Origin of the sequence: Nesterenkonia sandarakina, from assembly GCF_014138825.1 — a bacterium.
Classification (GTDB): domain Bacteria; phylum Actinomycetota; class Actinomycetes; order Actinomycetales; family Micrococcaceae; genus Nesterenkonia; species Nesterenkonia sandarakina.
In genome coordinates this window covers 144,357-160,967 of record NZ_JACJIH010000001.1, presented here as the reverse complement: position 1 = coordinate 160,967, position 16,611 = coordinate 144,357, and the positions used below count along the sequence as shown (strand labels likewise).

Sequence of the window (16,611 nt, the reverse complement as noted above, 5' to 3'; positions counted from 1 at the left end):
GGTGATCAACTCTATCGCCCACCCCCTGCTGGACCGCCCGCGCCCCGCCCGTGACGCCGACCCAGCAACCGGGCACCAGCCCGGCGGCGGCCCGGCGGCGGCCCCGCACAGCGACCCGGCTGAATCCCTGGGGCGAGAACAGGTGGAATGACGCGTGAATCCGTGCCCATAACCCCCGTTTCTGCCCCACGGATGCCTGGTAGGTCACCCTCGACGGTGTGCAATGACGCCGCGCACCTGACGCACTGCGGAGGCGAACCCCTCGGCGTGATCCCGTGCGTTGAAGCGCAGCACGATCCAGCCTGCGGCGAGAAAGACGTTGTCCCGCCTCTGATCGGCCATCGCCTGCTCTGCGCTGAAATGGGTCGCACCCTCGTATTGGATGGCAATCTTCAGATCCGGATATCCGAGGTCGGCGCACCGCGCCCGCAGGTCCCCAGGGTGCACAGGGACTTGAAGCGAAGGTTCAGGCAGCCCGGCACGCACCAGAGACAAGCGCAGCCGGGTTTCCGCGGCCGAGTCAGCTCCCACGCGGACGTGCCGCACAGCCTCCAACGCACGACGTCGACCCGGGACGCCGTTCGCGCGGGCCAGAGTCACGTGGAGCTCGCGGATCGTCGTATACGGTCCTCGCCTCGCCTCGAATCGCGGATAGGGATGACGCACCAGGTGATCACCGAAGCAGATCAGCTCCACCTCCCCGAGCTGCCCGGCGAGGTCCAACCAGGTTCGCGCCGGGCTCGCCACCCGGGCCCCGGCGATCATCCACTGATCCTCAGCGTCGGCGGCCTGCCGGTGACTGATCACCTCGAGGCGCCTGATTCGACGATTCGAACCCCGCGGCTGAGTGAGATGGATGCTCTCGCGCTCCCCCAACCTGCGCGGTAGGTCCCATCCATAGAGTCGGGCCGCCGTGGCGTGCGAGACCCAACACTCCGGCAGCGTGCGGGCGAGCTCCAGTGCATCGCTGAGGGAACCCTGCTCTGAAACCGCGGTGTACAGCCCCTGGGTCAGGCGGCGAACGTCGCGACGACGGACCCGTTCCTCCGAGAGTTCGAGCGAGCGAAGATCGGCACGTGAGAACGCCCGGTCCTTGAGATTCGGAGGAAGCTGCTGCGGACGCCGCATGGGGAACATCTTGACCTAGTTCCGGGGTCCCTCCGAGTTCTCCACAGTCCCAGGCCCGCAGAATCGAGATCTCGGCATCGCTGGGGCGAATCCAGGTGGAACAGGCACTGCATGTGGGGCTATTCCACCCGTTTGCGCCCCAGCGATGCAGCGGCACGCCCGCGACCCGGCGGGTCAGTTCGCGTAGACCGAGTCGATGACGCCCTGGAAGTCGGCGAGCACCCGGTGCCGCTGCAGCTTCAGCGAGGGTGTCAGGTACCCGGACTCCTCGGAGAGTTCGACGTCGAGCAGCTCGAACTTCCGGATGGACTCTGCCCGCGAGACCCGCCGGTTCGCGGCCTCCACCGAGAGGCCGATCTCCTGGCGCACCTTGGGGTGCTTGGCGGCGTCGATCAGTGACAGTGACCGGTACCCGTTGAGCCGGCACCAGTCCGCGACCGCATCGGCATCCAGGGTGACCAGCGCCGCGACATAGGGACGGTCGTCTCCCACGACGAGGGCCTGAGCGACCAGCGGGTGTGCCCGGATGACCTCTTCCATCGGCATCGGGTAGACGTTCTTGCCGCCTGCGGTGACGATCAGATCCTTCTTGCGCCCGGTCAGGGTGAGGAACCCGTCCTCGTCCAGGGTGCCCAGATCCCCGGTGCGGAAGAAGCCGTCGTCGTCGAAGGACTCCGCGGTCGCCTCGGGCTTGTTGTGGTACCCGTCGAAGACCACCGGGCCCTTGAGCAGCACCTCAGAGTCTCCAGCGATCCGGACGGTGTTGCCCGGCACCGGGATCCCGACGGTGCCGATGCGCGTGGCACCAGGGATGTTCAGCGTGATCGGCGCCGTGGACTCGGTGAGCCCGTAGCCTTCTTGGACCGGCAGCCCGATTCCGGTGAAGAAGTGCGCGATCTCGGAGTTCAGCGTGGAGGCGCCGGAGATCATGTAGCGGACGCTGCCGCCCAGACGGGCATGCAGCTTGGAGTAGACCAGCCGGGCGAACATCGCTCGCCGGGCTCGCAGCCGCACCGAGGGGCCGGGCCCCTCCCCCGCGGCCTCGACCTGGAGCGCCCGGGAGTACGCGACCGCTGTCTCTCGTGCGGCCTCGAAGATCTTGCCCTTGCCTTCGGCTCGGGCCTTGGTCGCCGCCCCGTGGTAGACCTTCTCGAAGACCCGCGGCACTCCGAGCAGCCAGGTGGGCCGGAAGCTGGCGAGGTCTTCGAGCAGCGTCGCTGAACCGGGGGAATGCGCCACCTGGACCCCACGGTGCAGACACATCAGCTGCACCGCGCGTGCCAGCACATGGGCCAGCGGCAGGAAGATCAGCGTGCGGGACTCCCCCTCGCCCAGGATCTCGTCCGCGAAGGGCAGCATGTTCGCCGCCCCCTCGGCCAGGTTGCGGTGGGTGATGCGTACACCCTTGGGCCGACCCGTGGTCCCCGAGGTGTAGACCAGCGTGGCGACGTCGTCCAGCCCGGCCCGGGAACGGGCGGCCTCGAGCTGATCGTCGGAGATGTGCTCACCGGAGGCGGCGAGGTCGTCGAGCTGACGCAGCTCCTCGATGGGCAGGACAGTGGGCCGGTTCGCCTTCAGCTTCGCCCCGGCGGCGCGCAGGCAGTCCTGCAGCTCGCTGCTGCCGGCCAGTGCCAGCTTCGCACCCGAGTCCTCCAGAAGCTCACCGACCTGGTGCTGTGAGCTGGTCTCATAGATGGGCACCGAGATCGCGCCGGTGAACCAGATGGCCTGGTCAACCACCGCCCAGTTGTAGGAGGTCGGCGCCATCACCGCGATCCGGTCTCCGGGCTCCAGGCCGAGCGCGATCAGGCCCTTGGCGACGCCGCGGACCTGGTCGAGGAAACTGGTGATCGAGACGTCTACCCAGCCCCCGGTCCCGTTGGGCACGGCGTACACCGGCTGGTTCGGGCGGGCGGCGAAGAGATCGAGGACCCCGTCAGTGGCGTTGCGCTCTGGCTGAAGCCACGCGACCTGCGCCGTGGCCGCCTCGCGGATGGTCGTGCTGCTCGTCTGAGCAGCCTGTTCGCTGCCCGTGTGCTCCTCTGTCATGGCCCCGCCTGCTCATCGATTCCCCTGCGCTGGAGTGCCTCTCCGCTGTGCGGCTCAGTCTACTGTTCCCGCTGACCTTTCGGCGCGCCTGCGGAGCAGGGCCGCGTCGTAGATCTCGCTGGCCGGGACCCCGTGCGCCGCACCGATCTCCTTGGCCGCAGTCTTGAGCTTGACCCCCTCGGCCACCCGGTCCAGCACGACGCCGGCCAGCTCCTGGAGGCTCATCGGCTCACTGCCGGCCCCGGCGGCTGAGCCGCCGCCGATCACCAGGACCATCTCCCCGCGGAGCTGGCGCTGCGCAGCTTCTGCGGCGAGTTCACCGAGCCCCCCACGCAGCACCTCCTCGTAGCGTTTGGTCAGCTCCCGGGCCAGCGCCGCCGGACGGTCCTCGCCCAGCGCCACGGCGAACTCACGCAGCGTGGCAGCGATCCGGTGCGGGGACTCGAAGAGCACCGTCGTCCACTCTTCGGTGACCAGCCGGTCGAGCAGCTTCTTGCGCTCTCCGGCCTTGCGCGGGACGAACCCGGCGAAGCTGAACCTGTCGGTGGGCAGCCCGGAGAGCGCCAGCGCCGTGGTCACCGCCGAGGCTCCGGGGGCAACGGTCACCCCGACGCCGGCGGCGATGGCCGCCTCGACCAGCCGAAAGCCCGGATCAGAGACCGAGGGCATGCCGGCGTCGGAGACCACCAGGATCCGGGTGCCTGCTCTGGCCTGCTCCACGAGCTCCTCGGACCGGGACGCCTCATTGTGCTCATGCAGGCTGACCATCCGGGCATGGAAGGTGACTTCCAGCGCCCTGGCCAGGTGGCGCGCGGTGCGGGTGTCTTCGGCGGCGATCACCTCGGCGCTCGCCAACAGACGCTTGAGCCGGTCGGTGGCATCGCCCAGGTTCCCGATCGGAGTCGCGGCGAGCACGATCGGGGTGTCCCAGAGGCTGGCATCGGCGGGCTCCCGGGTGCTCGCTGGTCGCGAGGTCTCGGCTGGATCCATGACACGCCCGCTTCTGATCGGTGACCGGCTTGCGCCAAGTAGCATACCCATAGTGATCCCCGCTGAGCCTGCCCGCCTTAAGCCGGACCCTGCCGGGGTGACCGGTGGCCCTCGCGAGCCCGCGGCCGATCGGCTCGCTCAGCTGCAGCGTCGACTCCACGCCGAACCGTTCCGGCCTGGTCTCTGGGGTTGGGTGCTTCCCGCGCTGATCACGCTCTTCGCTGGAATTCTGCGTCTGCGTGACCTCTCCACCCCGCATCTGCTGATGTTCGACGAGACCTATTACGCCAAGGACGCCTATGCGCTGATGCTCACCGGGTACGAGCTGGTCTGGCCGGAGGAGGCCGACGACGCCTGGCTCGCCGGTAACCCGCAGCCCACCGAGGACGGCTCCTATGTGGTGCACCCGCCGTTGGGTAAGTGGCTGATCGCTGCCGGGCTGCGGGTCTTCGGGCAGGACAGCGCCTTCGGCTGGCGGATCTCCGCGGCCGTGGCGGGAACTCTCGCGGTGCTGCTGATCATTCTGATCGCGCAGCGGATGTTCCGCTCCGTCTTCCTGGGCGCCTTCGCCGGACTGCTGACCGCCATCGAGGGCCACCACCTGGTGATGAGCCGCGTGGCGCTGCTGGACATCTTCCTGATGCTCTTCGTGCTGGCGGCGTTCGGGGCACTGCTGGCGGACCGGTACAGCGGACGACGGCGGCTTGCCGCCTGGGCGCTCAGCCGCGAATCTGACCTGGGGCGGGCTCTGGCGGGTGGACCGTGGCTGGGAGTCCGGCCGTGGCGTCTGCTGGCCGGTGTGCTCTTGGGGGCGGCTGTGGCGGTCAAGCTCTCGGCACTGGCCTTCCTAGCGGTGTTCGGGATCATGGTCATCCTGTGGGATCTGCAGGCACGGCGCCTGGCCGGCGTCGAACGTTGGGCCCGGTCCGGGCTGCTCAAGGACGCGGTGCCTGCGGTGCTCACGGTGCTCCCCGTCGCGGCCGCCACCTACCTGGCCAGCTGGACCGGCTGGCTCAGCTCGCAGGGTGGATGGGGGCGGCAGTGGCACCTCTCGCACCCGGCAGAGGGTCTCGCCCGGTTGATCCCGGACCCGATCCGGTCACTGTGGAACTACCACGTCTCCGCCACCGAGTTCCATCAGGGGCTCAGCAGCGGACACGACTATGCGTCCTCCCCGTGGACCTGGCCGTTCATGGGGCGGCCGGTCTCGATGCACTACGACTCGATCTCCGCCGGGGAGGTCCATGAGCCCACCGGGGAGGTGTGCGGGGCAAAGACCTGCTCCTCCGCCGTCCTGGACCTGGCGAACCCGGTGATCTGGTGGGCAGGGCTGCTGGCGCTGCTGCTGGTGGCGCTGCTCTGGGCAGGACGCCGGGACTGGCGCTATGGCGCAATCCTCTCGGGCTTCGCGGCCGGGTACCTGGTGTGGCTGCTCTTCCCCGAGCGGACCACCTTCTTCTTCTACACGATCAGCTACCACCCGTTCCTGATCCTGGCCCTGACCGCCGTCGCCGCTCTGGTGCTGCGCATCGGCACCGGTGGTCACCGGGCCGACGGCACCGCGCGCAGCGTCGCGGCGGTGTTGGCGGCGCGCCAGCGCAACACGGTGATCCTGCTGTGCTTCGTGATGCTCTGCGTCGCCGCCTCGGCGTTCTTCCTGCCGTTATGGACCGCGGAGATGATTCCCTACCAGCAGTGGCGGATGCGGATCTGGATCGACTCCTGGCTCTGAGGTTGCCCACACGCCCGGCCTGCAGCGGTGGTCTCCGGCGGGCCGGGCCTAAGCTGGAGAGAGCAGAACCTGCCGAAAGGAACGCCACCCGCATGCTTGACCCCGCTGCATCACTGCCCTCGCGAACCCAGTGGGCCGAGGGCGCTCGCTGGTCGGTGGAGCGGGCCTGGCCGGTGCCCGGTCAGCCACGGGTGCTGGCGGTGGAAGTCATCTCCGCCGAGGAGAGCGATGAGACCCAGCGGCCCGATTCTCCGGCCGGTGCTGGGCGTCGCGGTTCTGCCACCTCGCGGCGTGCTCGGCGGGCGGGCCACTACCGCGTCCAGGATGACGACGGCGCCGCCGGCGGCACCGCCGTGCTGGACCTGTTCCCGCACCATACCGATCCCGGACTGCCCGCTCTGCACCAGGCTGCCGACGCCGGAGTCGTGATCGCCCATGAACCCGGACTCAGAGCCGTGGTGCATCACCGCACCGGATCGGAGGAGAGCTACACCGTGGTGCTGCCCCCCGGCCAGGCGCAGTCGCTGCTCGACGGTCTGCGGCGCGCTCAGGCGTTCTCCGGTCCGTTCCGGCTCCCCCGGCTGACCGGCCACTGCGATTCCACCGCCACCTTCCAGGCGCTGCCCGGGGTCTCCCTGCACCGACCGCACCGGCTCGGCGCCGAGGTCTGGGAGACCGCCTGGGATCAGTCGCTGGATGCCTGGTCCACCGCGATCCAGCACCCCGGCGAGCTTCCCGCCAGCGCCCCGGTGCACGGAGCGGCCGCGGAGATCCGACGACTCCAGCACTGGGAATCACTCATCCGTCCCTACATCCTCGGCCCTGAGCTCTTCCACGCCAGCGTGAGCGCGGCCTGTGATGCCCTGGCGGCGATCCCGGAGCGTCGGATGGTCCCGGCTCACCGCCAGCTCCGCGATGAGGACCTGCTCTACTCCGCCGATCAGGGACCGGCCCTGGTCAAGGTCTCCAATGCCGGGTGGGCGCATCCCGCACTGGATCTGGGCGGGCTGCGCGCCTGCGCCAAATGGAACGAGCTGCGCGGGCTCTGGGACGCCGCCAGTCGCGCGGTGGTCGTGGGACTGATCAATGACACGGCCTACCGGAACGGGGTCCCCGCCGACGCCCTGGAAGCCTACGAGCGGGCTGCACTGCTGCGGCTCAGTGCCCAGTTCACCTTCTCCCCCCGTCTGGCCGACGCCGCGGAGGCTCTGCGCGCCAGCCTGGTCCAGTCCGAATCCCTGCGCTGAACCGATGGCAGACAACGATCCCCAGAGCACCCCGGGCCTCGGTGCGGAACCCCGACCCGCACTCTCCGACCCGGCAGGCGAGGGTTCCGACCGGGCAGCCGGTCTGCCCGACTCGGCGCACGGCTCACCTCCCGGCTCAGCGCTCGACTCGGCTCCCGGCTCAGCGCGGGTGACGGACGGCGCCGAGCCCGGCGGCGCAGCTGCCAAGGCTGCAGCCCGAGCCCGGCTTCGAGCGGCACGGCGGCGCCTGACACCCGCGGAGATCGCAAGCCGCGGCCAGGCGCTGGCCAGGGTCCTGGCCACGCTGGTGCCCCCGGGCGCCGCCGTGGCGGGGTACCTGCCGATGCCCGGGGAGCCCGACGTGCGCGCCTTCCTCTCCGATCACGCCGCCGGCGGGGGCGCCGTGTACGTCCCGGTGATCGCCAGCCCGGACCGCCGTGTCCTCGAGTGGGTGCGCTGGACTCCTGAGGCGGTCCTGCAGCGCAGCGCCTTCGCCCGCATCGATGAGCCCCAGGGTGACCGGCTGAGCACGCAGGCACTGCAGGAACTTCACACGCAGGGACTCTCCATCCTGGTTCCAGGCCTGGCCGTGGACGACCACGGCGCTCGCATGGGCCAGGGGGGCGGCTTCTATGACACCTCGTTCGGAGCCGGGAGCGACCTCGGCGCCGGCAGCGACCTCGGTGCCGCGCTGCGTCTGATCGCCGTGGTGCACGCCGCAGAGGTGCTCAGCCCGGGGTCCTTCCCCGTGGAGCCCCATGACCTGCGGGTGCACGCCATCGCGACCGAGCGCGGAGCCACCAGGCTGAGGGCTCTATAATCGACTGGCAGCATTGCCCCCGGCCGACCGGTGGCAGCTGACCTACCAGCGACCTTCACCTCTGAGGAACCGATGCCCACTTATGCCTATGCCTGCAAGGACTGCAGCCATGCCTTCGACATCGTGCAGACCTTCAGCGACGATTCATTGACCATCTGCCCCGAATGCCAGGGCACGCTGCGCAAGAAGTTCGGCTCGGTCGGAGTCTCGTTCAAGGGCTCCGGCTTCTACCGCACGGATTCCCGGGCCGCGTCCAGCGCCGGGACCGACTCCTCGAAGCGCTCGAGCGGGGACGGGTCATCCGGCAGCTCCAGCAGCTCCTCTGAGAAATCGGGCTCGGGAGCCGGCGCAAGCAAGGCCGCGTCCGGGGCGCAGGCCTCGAAGGCCGGGGCCTCCAGCTCGGGCTCATCGAGCTCCTCCAGCTGAACCCCCGGCGGGTCCCCTCTGCCGATCTGCGGGGCCGGACGGCTCCACGGTACCGCGCAGACTCAGGTGCAGCCGTCCCTCCTGCGTGGCTTCGGCGATGGACTCTGCGGTCGCTGGGTCCACGGCGAGGATCACCACCCCACCCGGCTCGTTCCCGCTGGGCAGCCAGGTCTCCGAGTCGTCTCGCGGAGTCCAGAGCACAGGCGCCGCAGTCGCCACGAGCTGCGAGGATGAGCCGCGTTCCAGGGTGTCGCTGGAGGCCAGCACGTCCACCCGCTGGCCCGGGGTGAGCAGCGCCACCATCGCAGGATCAGCCGGTCGCACCGGCACCGCGACGGTGCCCGGGTCCTGCCCGGCGAGCAGGCCTGGGCCCACCAGCTGCTCCGGGTGGATCAGCGCTCCTGCCGGTATCGGAACCGCGACCTGCCGCCCGAGCATCTGCTCGACTTCCACGTCGTAGTCGCGCGGGACCGCCGCGGCGTCGACCTGGACCTCCTCGATCACGGCGGCGCTCAGCCGCTCTCCCACGCCGAGATCAGCCGTCACGCGCAGCGCCGAGGTGGTCTCCAGCTGACCTTCGGCACCGGCGAGCACCGACGCCGCGGCGGCGCCCAGTCCCAGCAGCAGTGCCAGCGGTATCCGGAAACGCTGCACCCATCGCGGCAGGCCAGGACCACGCAGGCGCCGGTTGACCCGTGGTGGTCGCACCGAGGACTCACGGACCCTCCTCCTCCGACCCGGCACGTCAGGCGCGGAAGACCGGCGCTCCGAACGGACCGCGCGACCGGAGCTGGCCAGGCTCTCCAAGCGACCCGAACTGCCCAGGCTGCCCGAACTGTCCAGGCCTCGCGGGCGACCCTTGCGACCCTGGCGACCCGAGCTGCCCGGGCGAGCCAGACTGCTGGGTCCGCCCCGTCGTGGACCCGGTCCCGGGACCGGCATTCGTGCCCGCCGGGGTCGCTGCGGAATGAACGCTGCGGTGGTCTCAGGGGGAGCCGCCGGCATCCGGCGAGCTGAATCGGCGTTCTGCATGCCTCCCAGCGTCGCCGGAGCGGCCCTCTGAGGCGTCGTCGAGGGCGGATCTGTGGAGATCAGGTGCGGCCTCGGCCGGGCCGACACGCTGGGGAATACCCCAACACGCCGGCGCCGACTGAAGCCTCAGCCCCAGTGCGGCGGGCGTTGGCTGAGGATCCAGGCCTCGTGGGCGCTCAACGGCACGGCAGCAGCCACGTCGCGGCGCACCGTCGCGCCGCGCAGAGTCTCTCCGGGGGCTGCTGGGGCCGACTCTGCGCCGTCGGACGCTGTGCTGTCGGGCGCTGTCGCGCCGGGTCGCCGTGTCGACCCAGACGAGCCTGCCGAATCGTCGGGTTCCGGGGCCAGGAACGGGTCCGTGAAGGCGGACTCGACCTCATGGGACTGTCCCGAGGTCGGGGGCGCGACCACGCGCCGTGGGCCCCGCCGCCGCCCCTGCCGACCGGCACCTCCAGCCCGGGAGGTCTGGTCCTGCTGCCCCTGTGAACCAGGCTCTACTGCTTCCATGCCCCGCGCTCCCTGGGCGGCAGCCACTTCTTGGATTTGCGGTGCGAATCCTCATCCGCGAGGTCAGCCGCTCCGCCGAACCGAATGCCCTCGCTGCGGGCCTGCTGTTCACGGGCCCGGCGGCTGCGCGCGGTCTCCCCGGAGGTGTGCACGGTGATCCGGCCTGACTCGGCGAACTCCGGCCCCGAGGCCAGCCCGACCTGCTCGGCGACGAACTCGGTGCAGCGCACCGGGTTGGAGAAGACCTCGATGGTCCAGAGCGCCATGTAGCTCCAGCCCAGGGCCTCGAATGCGGCAGGGCGCTGCCGGGAGCGTTCACGCACAGACATAGCGCCGTAGCTCTTGGTCCCGTCCGAGACCATGGCCACCGGGACCATCGACTGGTCTGGGGTGAACCTGCGGGAGCAGGCGGCCAGGTCCAGGGTGCCACGGAACCCGTCCTCCACCCGTCCGCCGCGAGCCCGGATCCGATCCACCAGGTCCAGCACCAGCGGGTCGGTCAGCTGCGCGGAGGCGGTGGGGTTGTCCGAGCCCTCCAGGCCCAGTCTGATCAGGTCGTGGATCTGGGCGCCACCACCGGTCAGCGAGCCGCGGTCCATATCGGTGTGGGAGAGCGAGGTGACCACCCGCAGGTGCTCGCGCGCCCGGGTCAGTGCGATCGCGACGTGTTCCTGGCCGCGCGCCTCGGAGAGCTCGCCGAAGCGGGTGGCGGGTTCGCCCTTCACAGAACGCCCGAAGCCCAGGCTGAAGATCACGTCATCGCGGACCAGGCCCGCCGCGCGCTCCACCGGAGTCACGACGAAGCCCTCACCATGGGCGCCCTGGGTGAAGAACGGCTTGGCCCAGACGTGGTTGGCCAGATTCAGCCGGATCGCATCGGCGACTCGGCGCGCATGCCAGGCGGAGCCGGTGACCACGGCCAGCGAATGGCCTCGGCGGGAGCGCACGTGCTCGAAGACCATGTCCACCACCCGGTTGACCTCACCGGTGGGCGACTCTACGGCGTCGCGGTATCCGGCTCGTCCGCCGGCCACCAGCTCCACGGTGAACCGGCGGTCCTGGCCGGTGAGCTGCGCGGCGTCGGGGAGCCGTGTCAGCTGATTCTCGTAGAGGGCAGAGGAGAGCAGCCCGGTGAGCTCCTGGTCCACCCCGCGGTGCACCTGGCGCAGCGCATAGTGCGGCAGCACGGCCGCCAGCTCGTTGTAGATGGAGGCCGGGCGGTGTTGTTCGGTCTCGCGCGCGAGCGGATCGGCCGAGACGTGGAAGGGCGTGGGTGACCCTGCCACCGGGTCGCCGAACGCGATCACCTGCTCGGCCCGGGTCACCGCATTCAGCGCGGTGGGCACGGCGAGGGACTCGGCGTCGAGGAGGATGACGACGTCGGCGCGGTAGTCCATCGGGAACTGCTCACCGAGCCCGAGCGGGGAGGTCATCCAGATCGGGACCAGCGGCTGGGTCACCTTGGGGTTGATCGCCTCCAGAGCTTCAATGCTCGGAGTGGCATCGCGCAGCATCCCGCGCAGGCTCGCGGCGGCCTGCGGATGGGCCTCCACGGCCGACTTCCAACGCACGGCCAGCGCATGGCCCAGCCGTTGCGCGCTGGACTCGATGTGCCCGGCATCGGCGTCGCGGAACGTCTCCTCGATGCTGCGCAGGTTCTCTCCGGTGGTCATCGCCAGGTAGTCGTCCCCGGAGATCATCGCCTCCAGTGCGGACTGCCACCAGGCGAGCTCGAGTTCTTCGGCAACGACGTTCGCGCTGATCTCGCGCTCGGAGAAGTCCTCCATCAGGTCCCGGAAACCCTGCTCGCGCAGCTGCTCACCGAGCAGGGTGCGCTCCGGAAGGGTCTCCAGCGGCTTCTCGTCGGCGGCGAGGGTCTCCACGGTCTCCAGCAGCTGCTCCACCGGCATCTCGCTGAGCGCTCCGGTCTCCACGACCTCGTCGAGCCGCTGCAGCCGGGCCTGGACCTTGCCGAAGGTGTCGCAGAGCTGGTCCAGCCGGTGCGGCACCTTCGGTGCGGAGCCGGACCTGGCCCACTGGTTCCATTCCTCCCGCTCGGACTGGACGTCGATCAGCGAGGAGTGCAGATCCCCGATGGCCACACCGGGGCGGACGTACTCTTTGGCGACCCGGCGCAGCCGCGAGCGGGTCACCGACGTCATCTCCACGTTGTTCTGCCGGCGCCACCAGCCCGGGGCGGTGGCAGCGATCAGGTCGTCCACCGCGCGGACGTAGACGTCGTGGCTGAACCTGCCCAGAGATTCCTGGACCCGCTGGAAGAGCAGCACCTGGCTGTTCCATTCGCTGAAGGTCGCTCCCGGGGTGATGCCGGCGGCCTGACAGGCCGAGACCATCATCTTCTGCAGCTGGGGAAGCTCCTCGCGCAGCTGCACCACCAGGGCCATCGCGTCCCGGGTCTCCTGGCGGTTCGAGAGACGGGCGTTGAACCAGGGACTGTTGCGGGTCTCGACGGAGAAGGCACCGAGCTCTGCGGCGCGCTTGAGCTTCACCGTGATCTGGCTGCGGTCCACGGTGTTGTCCAGCACCGAGCGTTTGAGCCGGACCGAGGTCGACGGCGCCGGGTTCAGGCTGGTCAGCGCCGCGAGGGCCTGCATGGCCTGGTAGGGCGAGCAGTCCCAGCGGCGGCGCACATTGTGCAGCGACTTCACGTGATCCAGCAGCTGGTGGCGGGACTTCTTCAGCCTCGACTGCAGGGTCCCCAAGCGCGGGGGTTCGGCCCGCTCGTTGCGGCGGATGGCCCGAATGAGCTGGTCACGGATCTCCTCGGAGGTCGAGGCCGCGGAGATGTTGCCTGCCAGGGTGCCCAGGTGAACCTCGGAGAGCCGGTGCTTGAACTGCTCCAGCGTCGCGGTGCGCTCGGCCAGCACCAGGACCCGTCTGCCCTGCCACGCGAGCCCGGCGGCGGCGTTGATCGCGGTCTGCGTCTGGCCGGTCCCAGCCGGGGCGGAGATCACCGCCGACTGCCCGGCGAGCACGGCATCCAGGGCCGCCTGCTGGTCCGGGTCAGCATCGGCGACCAGACGCTCGTCGCGTGGTTCCCGCTGGTCCACCGGGGGCAGCTGCTGCCGCGCCTGCTCCGCCTGGGTCTGCCCCAGGGGTTCACCGGTGGCCATCGCGTGAATGACGGGATGATCCAACTGAAGTCCCGAGGGATCACCCAGGAAGGTCAGGTCCGCGAAGGTGGAGACGTAGAGCTGGCGCCAGACCTGGACCGAGTGCAGCGTCTGCACGCCGCCGGCGATCCGGGCGAGCGCGTCGGCCGGACGATTCGGATCAAAGCGTGCGGTCACGTAGCCGGTGTTGTGGAACTCCACCGGGTCCAATCGGGTGCTGTGCCGGGTGGCCAGGTGGCGGACCAGGGCCGGGTTGAGCCGGGCCGCGGCGCTGAACTGGATCTCGAAGTCCCCGGAGCCGTCCTCACGTGGTCGCAGCGTGATCGGCACCAGCATCACCGGAGCGGTGAAGTCCTCGGTGAAGCGCTCTCCGGAGGAGACCTCGCCGGCGTCCTCGGTCCAGCTGACCACACCGGCGGCCAGGAAGCCGACGTCGATCCCGCGCTCCTCAGACATCTCCCGGGTCTTCGCCCGGATGCCCTGCGCCGCCTGCTTGCCCAGGGTGAACGCGCTCTGGTCATTGAGCAGCGTGGAGAGCCGGGTCTTGCGGCCCGCCATGAGCTGCATCATGCCTGAGGCGTTGGCGTCGGTGAGGTCGATGGCATTGTGCTGGCTTGGGGAGAAGCGCAGCATCGTGTCGTTCTCGGTCCCTGAGCCCACCGATTCCAACCAGGCAGCCACCGGATCACGGCCCTGGTCCCGCATGGATGTCGGATCGGCGGAGGCCGCCGAATCTGCAGAGGCCGCGGAGTCAGCAGACGCGGCAGAGGCGGCCGAAGCGGGCGTGGCGGGAGATCCCGGGGAGTCGGGAGAATCTGCGGAGCCCGGCGAGGCAGGGGAATGTGGGGAGGCCGGGGAGCTCGGCGAGGGAGGCGAATGCGGCGAGGCAGGAGACCCCGCAGAGCGCGGGGAATCCGGCGAGTCGGGCGAACCCGGCGAACCCGGCGAACCGGCAGAATCCGTGGTGGGCGCCGAGGCGGCCGAGCCCCCGGAGTCCTCATTCCCCGCAGACCCAGAAGGTCGCGAGGCGGCGCGGGCGTCGTCGTCGGCGGTGTGCTCCTGGCCCGCAGCTGCGGCCTGCGCATTCTCGAACGGCAGGTCCCGCTCCCCAGCGGCTGGTTCTCTACTCACAGACGACCTTCCACAATCCCCAAAGGGATGAGCTTACGCCCACTCCCGCATCCCCGTCTCCCTCAGAGATGACGGGGATCGCTGATAATGACATGGCTTGAAGTCTAATGAGCCCGTGGGCCCAACCTCCAACAGGTTTCAGCCTGACCTTGAAGCCGCCGGTCCGCTCCCGGTCAGCCCAGGAAGTGGACCAATGAGCCGATCAGAAACGCCGAGATCGCCAGCCCGGCGAGCAGAAACTCGAGCAGGATCCCCAGACCCACGGCGCGCAGCACGTACAGGCTCGCGGTGCCCGCGGCACGGAAGTCCCGGTCCCGGCGGACGAACTCTGCGCAGAAGAGCCCTGCCGCGAAGCCGATGAACAGACCCAGCGGCGGAAGCACGAAGATCCCGATCAGCCCTGTCCCGATGGCGATCAGGATCGGCCCGCGCGGGATCTGCTGCCGGTGCAGCGAGCGACCGGTCAAGACGGTGGAGCTGCCCCAGCCGATCACGGCCAGCACCACGCCGAGCAGCGCGGCGGTCCAGACCACCGGGCCGCCGAGCAGCACCGCCCAGACGATCAGGGTGATGATGATCAGCAGCGAACCCGGCAGGATCGGCAGCACCACACCGAGCGCGCCGAGCACCACGAGCAGCCCGACGAGGACGGTGGTGAACGTCTCGGCGGCGGCAGAGTCAAGCATGAGTCTTCCGACTCACTCCCATTCGATGGTGCCCGGGGGCTTGGACGTCACGTCCAGGGTGACCCGGTTGACCTCTTCCACCTCGTTGGTGATGCGGTTGGAGATCTTCGCGAGCAGGTCATATGGCAGGCGGGACCAGTCGGCGGTCATCGCGTCCTCGGAGGAGACCGGCCGCAGCACGATCGGGTGACCGTAGGTGCGGCCGTCGCCCTGGACCCCGACCGAGCGGACATCGGCGAGCAGCACCACCGGCATCTGCCAGACCTCCTGGTCGAGACCCGAGGCGGTGAGCTCTTCGCGGGCGATCGCGTCGGCCTTGCGCAGAATGCGCAGTCGGTCCTCGGAGACCGAGCCGATGATCCGGATGCCCAGGCCGGGACCGGGGAACGGCTGGCGCTGGACGATCTCGGCAGGAAGTCCGAGCTCCGCGCCGACCGCGCGAACCTCGTCCTTGAACAGCGCACGCAGCGGCTCGACCAGCTTGAAGACCATGTCCTCGGGCAGGCCGCCGACGTTGTGGTGGGACTTGATGTTCGCGGCACCCTCGCCGCCGCCGGATTCGACCACATCGGGGTACAGCGTGCCCTGGACCAGGAACTCGACCTTGGCGCCGTCGGCCGCAGCCTCGGCGAGGACTGCCTTCTCGGCGCCCTCGAAGGCGCGGATGAACTCCCGGCCGATGATCTTGCGCTTGGTCTCGGGATCGGTGACGCCCTCCAGAGCGGCCAGGAAGCGTTCACGCTCATCGGCCACGTAGAGCTTCGCACCGGTGGCCGCGACGAAATCGCGTTCCACTTGCTCGGCCTCACCTTCGCGCAGCAGCCCGTGGTCCACGAACACGCAGGTCAGCTGGTCCCCGATGGCCTTCTGCACGAGGGCTGCCGCCACGGCGGAGTCCACACCGCCGGAGAGCCCGCAGATCACCCGGGAGTCACCGACCTGGGCGCGGATCGCGGCGACCTGCTCCACGACGATGTTGCCGGTGGTCCATTCCGGGGTCAGACCGGCGCCGTTATAGAGGAAGTTCTCGATGACCTGCTGGCCCTGGGGCGAGTGGCGCACCTCGGGGTGCCACTGCACGCCGTAGAGCCTGCGCTGTTCATCGGCGAAGGCCGCCACGGGGGCACCTTCGGAGGAGGCCAGGACCTGGAAGCCCTCGGGGGCCTGCTGCACGGAGTCGCTGTGTGACATCCAGGTGGACTGGACCGCATCGGTGCCGGTGAGCAGGGAATGCGGGGCGTTGACGCTGCGCACCTCGGTCTTGCCGTACTCGCGGTCACCGGTGCGGGCCACCTCGCCGCCGAGGCTGTGCGCCATGGCCTGGAATCCGTAGCAGATGCCCATCACCGGGATGCCGGCCTCGAAGAGCTCGGACTCGACCGCGGGGGCGCCCTCGGCGTAGACCGAGGCCGGTCCGCCGGAGAGGATCACGGCGGAGGGGTTGCGCGAGATGATCTCAGATGCGGCGAGGGTGTGCGGGACGACCTCGGAGTAGACCCGGGCCTCACGCACGCGACGGGCGATGAGCTGGGCGTACTGCGCGCCGTAGTCCACCACCAGAACGGTCTGGGCCTCGGAGTTCGAACGTTCCACGGCGGGGACGGCAGAGTCTGCGGAATCAGGCTGAGAAGTCACCGTCCCATCCTAGCGGCCCGGGCGGGCAGGCGGCTTCCGGGCCCCCTGCCCTCGTGCTCGCTCATCGCTGGGGCACAAAGCGGCGGAATGACCG

At 69.8% G+C, this 16,611-nt stretch carries 14 protein-coding genes; 6 read left to right on the top strand and 8 right to left on the bottom strand.

What is annotated here, in order from left to right; genetic code table 11:
• Position 1 precedes the first annotated feature (1 nt).
• Positions 2-151 (top strand): hypothetical protein, encoded by a 150-nt coding sequence (locus HNR24_RS00755; protein ID WP_182494710.1) that lies wholly within the window; start codon positions 2-4, stop codon positions 149-151.
• A 53-nt stretch (positions 152-204) separates the two neighbouring features.
• On the opposite strand, the gene HNR24_RS00750 is transcribed toward HNR24_RS00755, so the two are convergent.
• From HNR24_RS00750 to rsmI, 3 genes are all read right to left on the bottom strand, one after another.
• Positions 205-1,128 (bottom strand): PDDEXK family nuclease, encoded by a 924-nt coding sequence (locus tag HNR24_RS00750; RefSeq protein ID WP_182494709.1) that lies wholly within the window; start codon positions 1,126-1,128, stop codon positions 205-207.
• 174 nt (positions 1,129-1,302) lie between these two features.
• Positions 1,303-3,177 (bottom strand): AMP-dependent synthetase/ligase, encoded by a 1,875-nt coding sequence (locus HNR24_RS00745; RefSeq protein WP_182494708.1) that lies wholly within the window; start codon positions 3,175-3,177, stop codon positions 1,303-1,305.
• 54 nt (positions 3,178-3,231) lie between these two features.
• Entirely contained in the window at positions 3,232-4,167 is a 936-nt protein-coding gene (rsmI, locus tag HNR24_RS00740) for a 16S rRNA (cytidine(1402)-2'-O)-methyltransferase (RefSeq protein ID WP_058887274.1), read from the bottom strand.
• A 52-nt stretch (positions 4,168-4,219) separates the two neighbouring features.
• Between rsmI and HNR24_RS00735 the strand changes: the two genes are divergently transcribed.
• From HNR24_RS00735 to HNR24_RS00720, 4 genes are all read left to right on the top strand, one after another.
• Positions 4,220-5,899: a dolichyl-phosphate-mannose--protein mannosyltransferase gene (locus HNR24_RS00735; RefSeq protein ID WP_232301656.1), complete on the top strand. Its 1,680-nt coding sequence runs from the start codon at positions 4,220-4,222 to the stop codon at positions 5,897-5,899.
• A 92-nt stretch (positions 5,900-5,991) separates the two neighbouring features.
• Positions 5,992-7,146, top strand: coding sequence for a hypothetical protein (locus tag HNR24_RS00730; protein ID WP_058887276.1), 1,155 nt, complete (start codon positions 5,992-5,994; stop codon positions 7,144-7,146).
• 4 nt (positions 7,147-7,150) lie between these two features.
• On the top strand, positions 7,151-7,966 hold the full coding sequence (locus HNR24_RS00725) for a 5-formyltetrahydrofolate cyclo-ligase (RefSeq protein ID WP_058887277.1): 816 nt from the start codon (positions 7,151-7,153) through the stop codon (positions 7,964-7,966).
• Between the two features lie 72 nt (positions 7,967-8,038).
• Positions 8,039-8,392, top strand: a complete 354-nt coding sequence (locus tag HNR24_RS00720; protein ID WP_058887278.1) for an FmdB family zinc ribbon protein — start codon at positions 8,039-8,041, stop codon at positions 8,390-8,392.
• On the opposite strand, the gene cpaB is transcribed toward HNR24_RS00720, so the two are convergent.
• From cpaB to HNR24_RS00705, 3 genes are all read right to left on the bottom strand, one after another.
• A complete protein-coding gene (gene cpaB / locus HNR24_RS00715) occupies positions 8,372-9,100 on the bottom strand; it encodes a Flp pilus assembly protein CpaB (protein WP_182494707.1) in 729 nt (242 codons plus the stop codon). The genes HNR24_RS00720 and cpaB overlap by 21 nt on opposite strands.
• A gap of 450 nt (positions 9,101-9,550) precedes the next feature.
• Positions 9,551-9,931 (bottom strand): hypothetical protein, encoded by a 381-nt coding sequence (locus HNR24_RS00710; protein ID WP_182494706.1) that lies wholly within the window; start codon positions 9,929-9,931, stop codon positions 9,551-9,553.
• Positions 9,919-13,698 carry a DUF4011 domain-containing protein gene (locus tag HNR24_RS00705; protein WP_198144662.1) on the bottom strand — a complete coding sequence of 1,260 codons (3,780 nt, stop codon included), beginning with the start codon at positions 13,696-13,698 and terminating at the stop codon, positions 9,919-9,921. Before HNR24_RS00705 ends, HNR24_RS00710 begins: the two co-directional genes overlap by 13 nt.
• Before the next feature lies 1 nt (position 13,699).
• Between HNR24_RS00705 and HNR24_RS00700 the strand changes: the two genes are divergently transcribed.
• Entirely contained in the window at positions 13,700-14,227 is a 528-nt protein-coding gene (locus tag HNR24_RS00700) for a hypothetical protein (protein WP_198144663.1), read from the top strand.
• A gap of 142 nt (positions 14,228-14,369) precedes the next feature.
• Here the strand turns inward: HNR24_RS00700 and HNR24_RS00695 are convergent, their stop codons facing one another.
• Entirely contained in the window at positions 14,370-14,882 is a 513-nt protein-coding gene (locus tag HNR24_RS00695; protein WP_182494703.1) for a DUF456 domain-containing protein, read from the bottom strand.
• 12 nt (positions 14,883-14,894) lie between these two features.
• Positions 14,895-16,475 carry a glutamine-hydrolyzing GMP synthase gene (guaA, locus tag HNR24_RS00690; protein WP_182496040.1) on the bottom strand — a complete coding sequence of 527 codons (1,581 nt, stop codon included), beginning with the start codon at positions 16,473-16,475 and terminating at the stop codon, positions 14,895-14,897.
• Positions 16,476-16,611 lie beyond the last annotated feature (136 nt).

Excerpts from the sequence above, each read along its gene's own strand:
- HNR24_RS00750 (WP_182494709.1), bottom strand. The coding sequence starts at position 1,128 with ATGCGGCGTCCGCAGCAGCTTCCTCCGAATCTCAAGGACCGGGCGTTC.
- HNR24_RS00745 (WP_182494708.1), bottom strand. The coding sequence starts at position 3,177 with ATGACAGAGGAGCACACGGGCAGCGAACAGGCTGCTCAGACGAGCAGC.
- rsmI (WP_058887274.1), bottom strand. The coding sequence starts at position 4,167 with ATGGATCCAGCCGAGACCTCGCGACCAGCGAGCACCCGGGAGCCCGCC.
- HNR24_RS00730 (WP_058887276.1), top strand. The coding sequence starts at position 5,992 with ATGCTTGACCCCGCTGCATCACTGCCCTCGCGAACCCAGTGGGCCGAG.
- HNR24_RS00725 (WP_058887277.1), top strand. The coding sequence starts at position 7,151 with ATGGCAGACAACGATCCCCAGAGCACCCCGGGCCTCGGTGCGGAACCC.
- HNR24_RS00720 (WP_058887278.1), top strand. The coding sequence starts at position 8,039 with ATGCCCACTTATGCCTATGCCTGCAAGGACTGCAGCCATGCCTTCGAC.
- HNR24_RS00710 (WP_182494706.1), bottom strand. The coding sequence starts at position 9,931 with ATGGAAGCAGTAGAGCCTGGTTCACAGGGGCAGCAGGACCAGACCTCC.
- HNR24_RS00705 (WP_198144662.1), bottom strand. The coding sequence starts at position 13,698 with ATGCTGCGCTTCTCCCCAAGCCAGCACAATGCCATCGACCTCACCGAC.
- HNR24_RS00695 (WP_182494703.1), bottom strand. The coding sequence starts at position 14,882 with ATGCTTGACTCTGCCGCCGCCGAGACGTTCACCACCGTCCTCGTCGGG.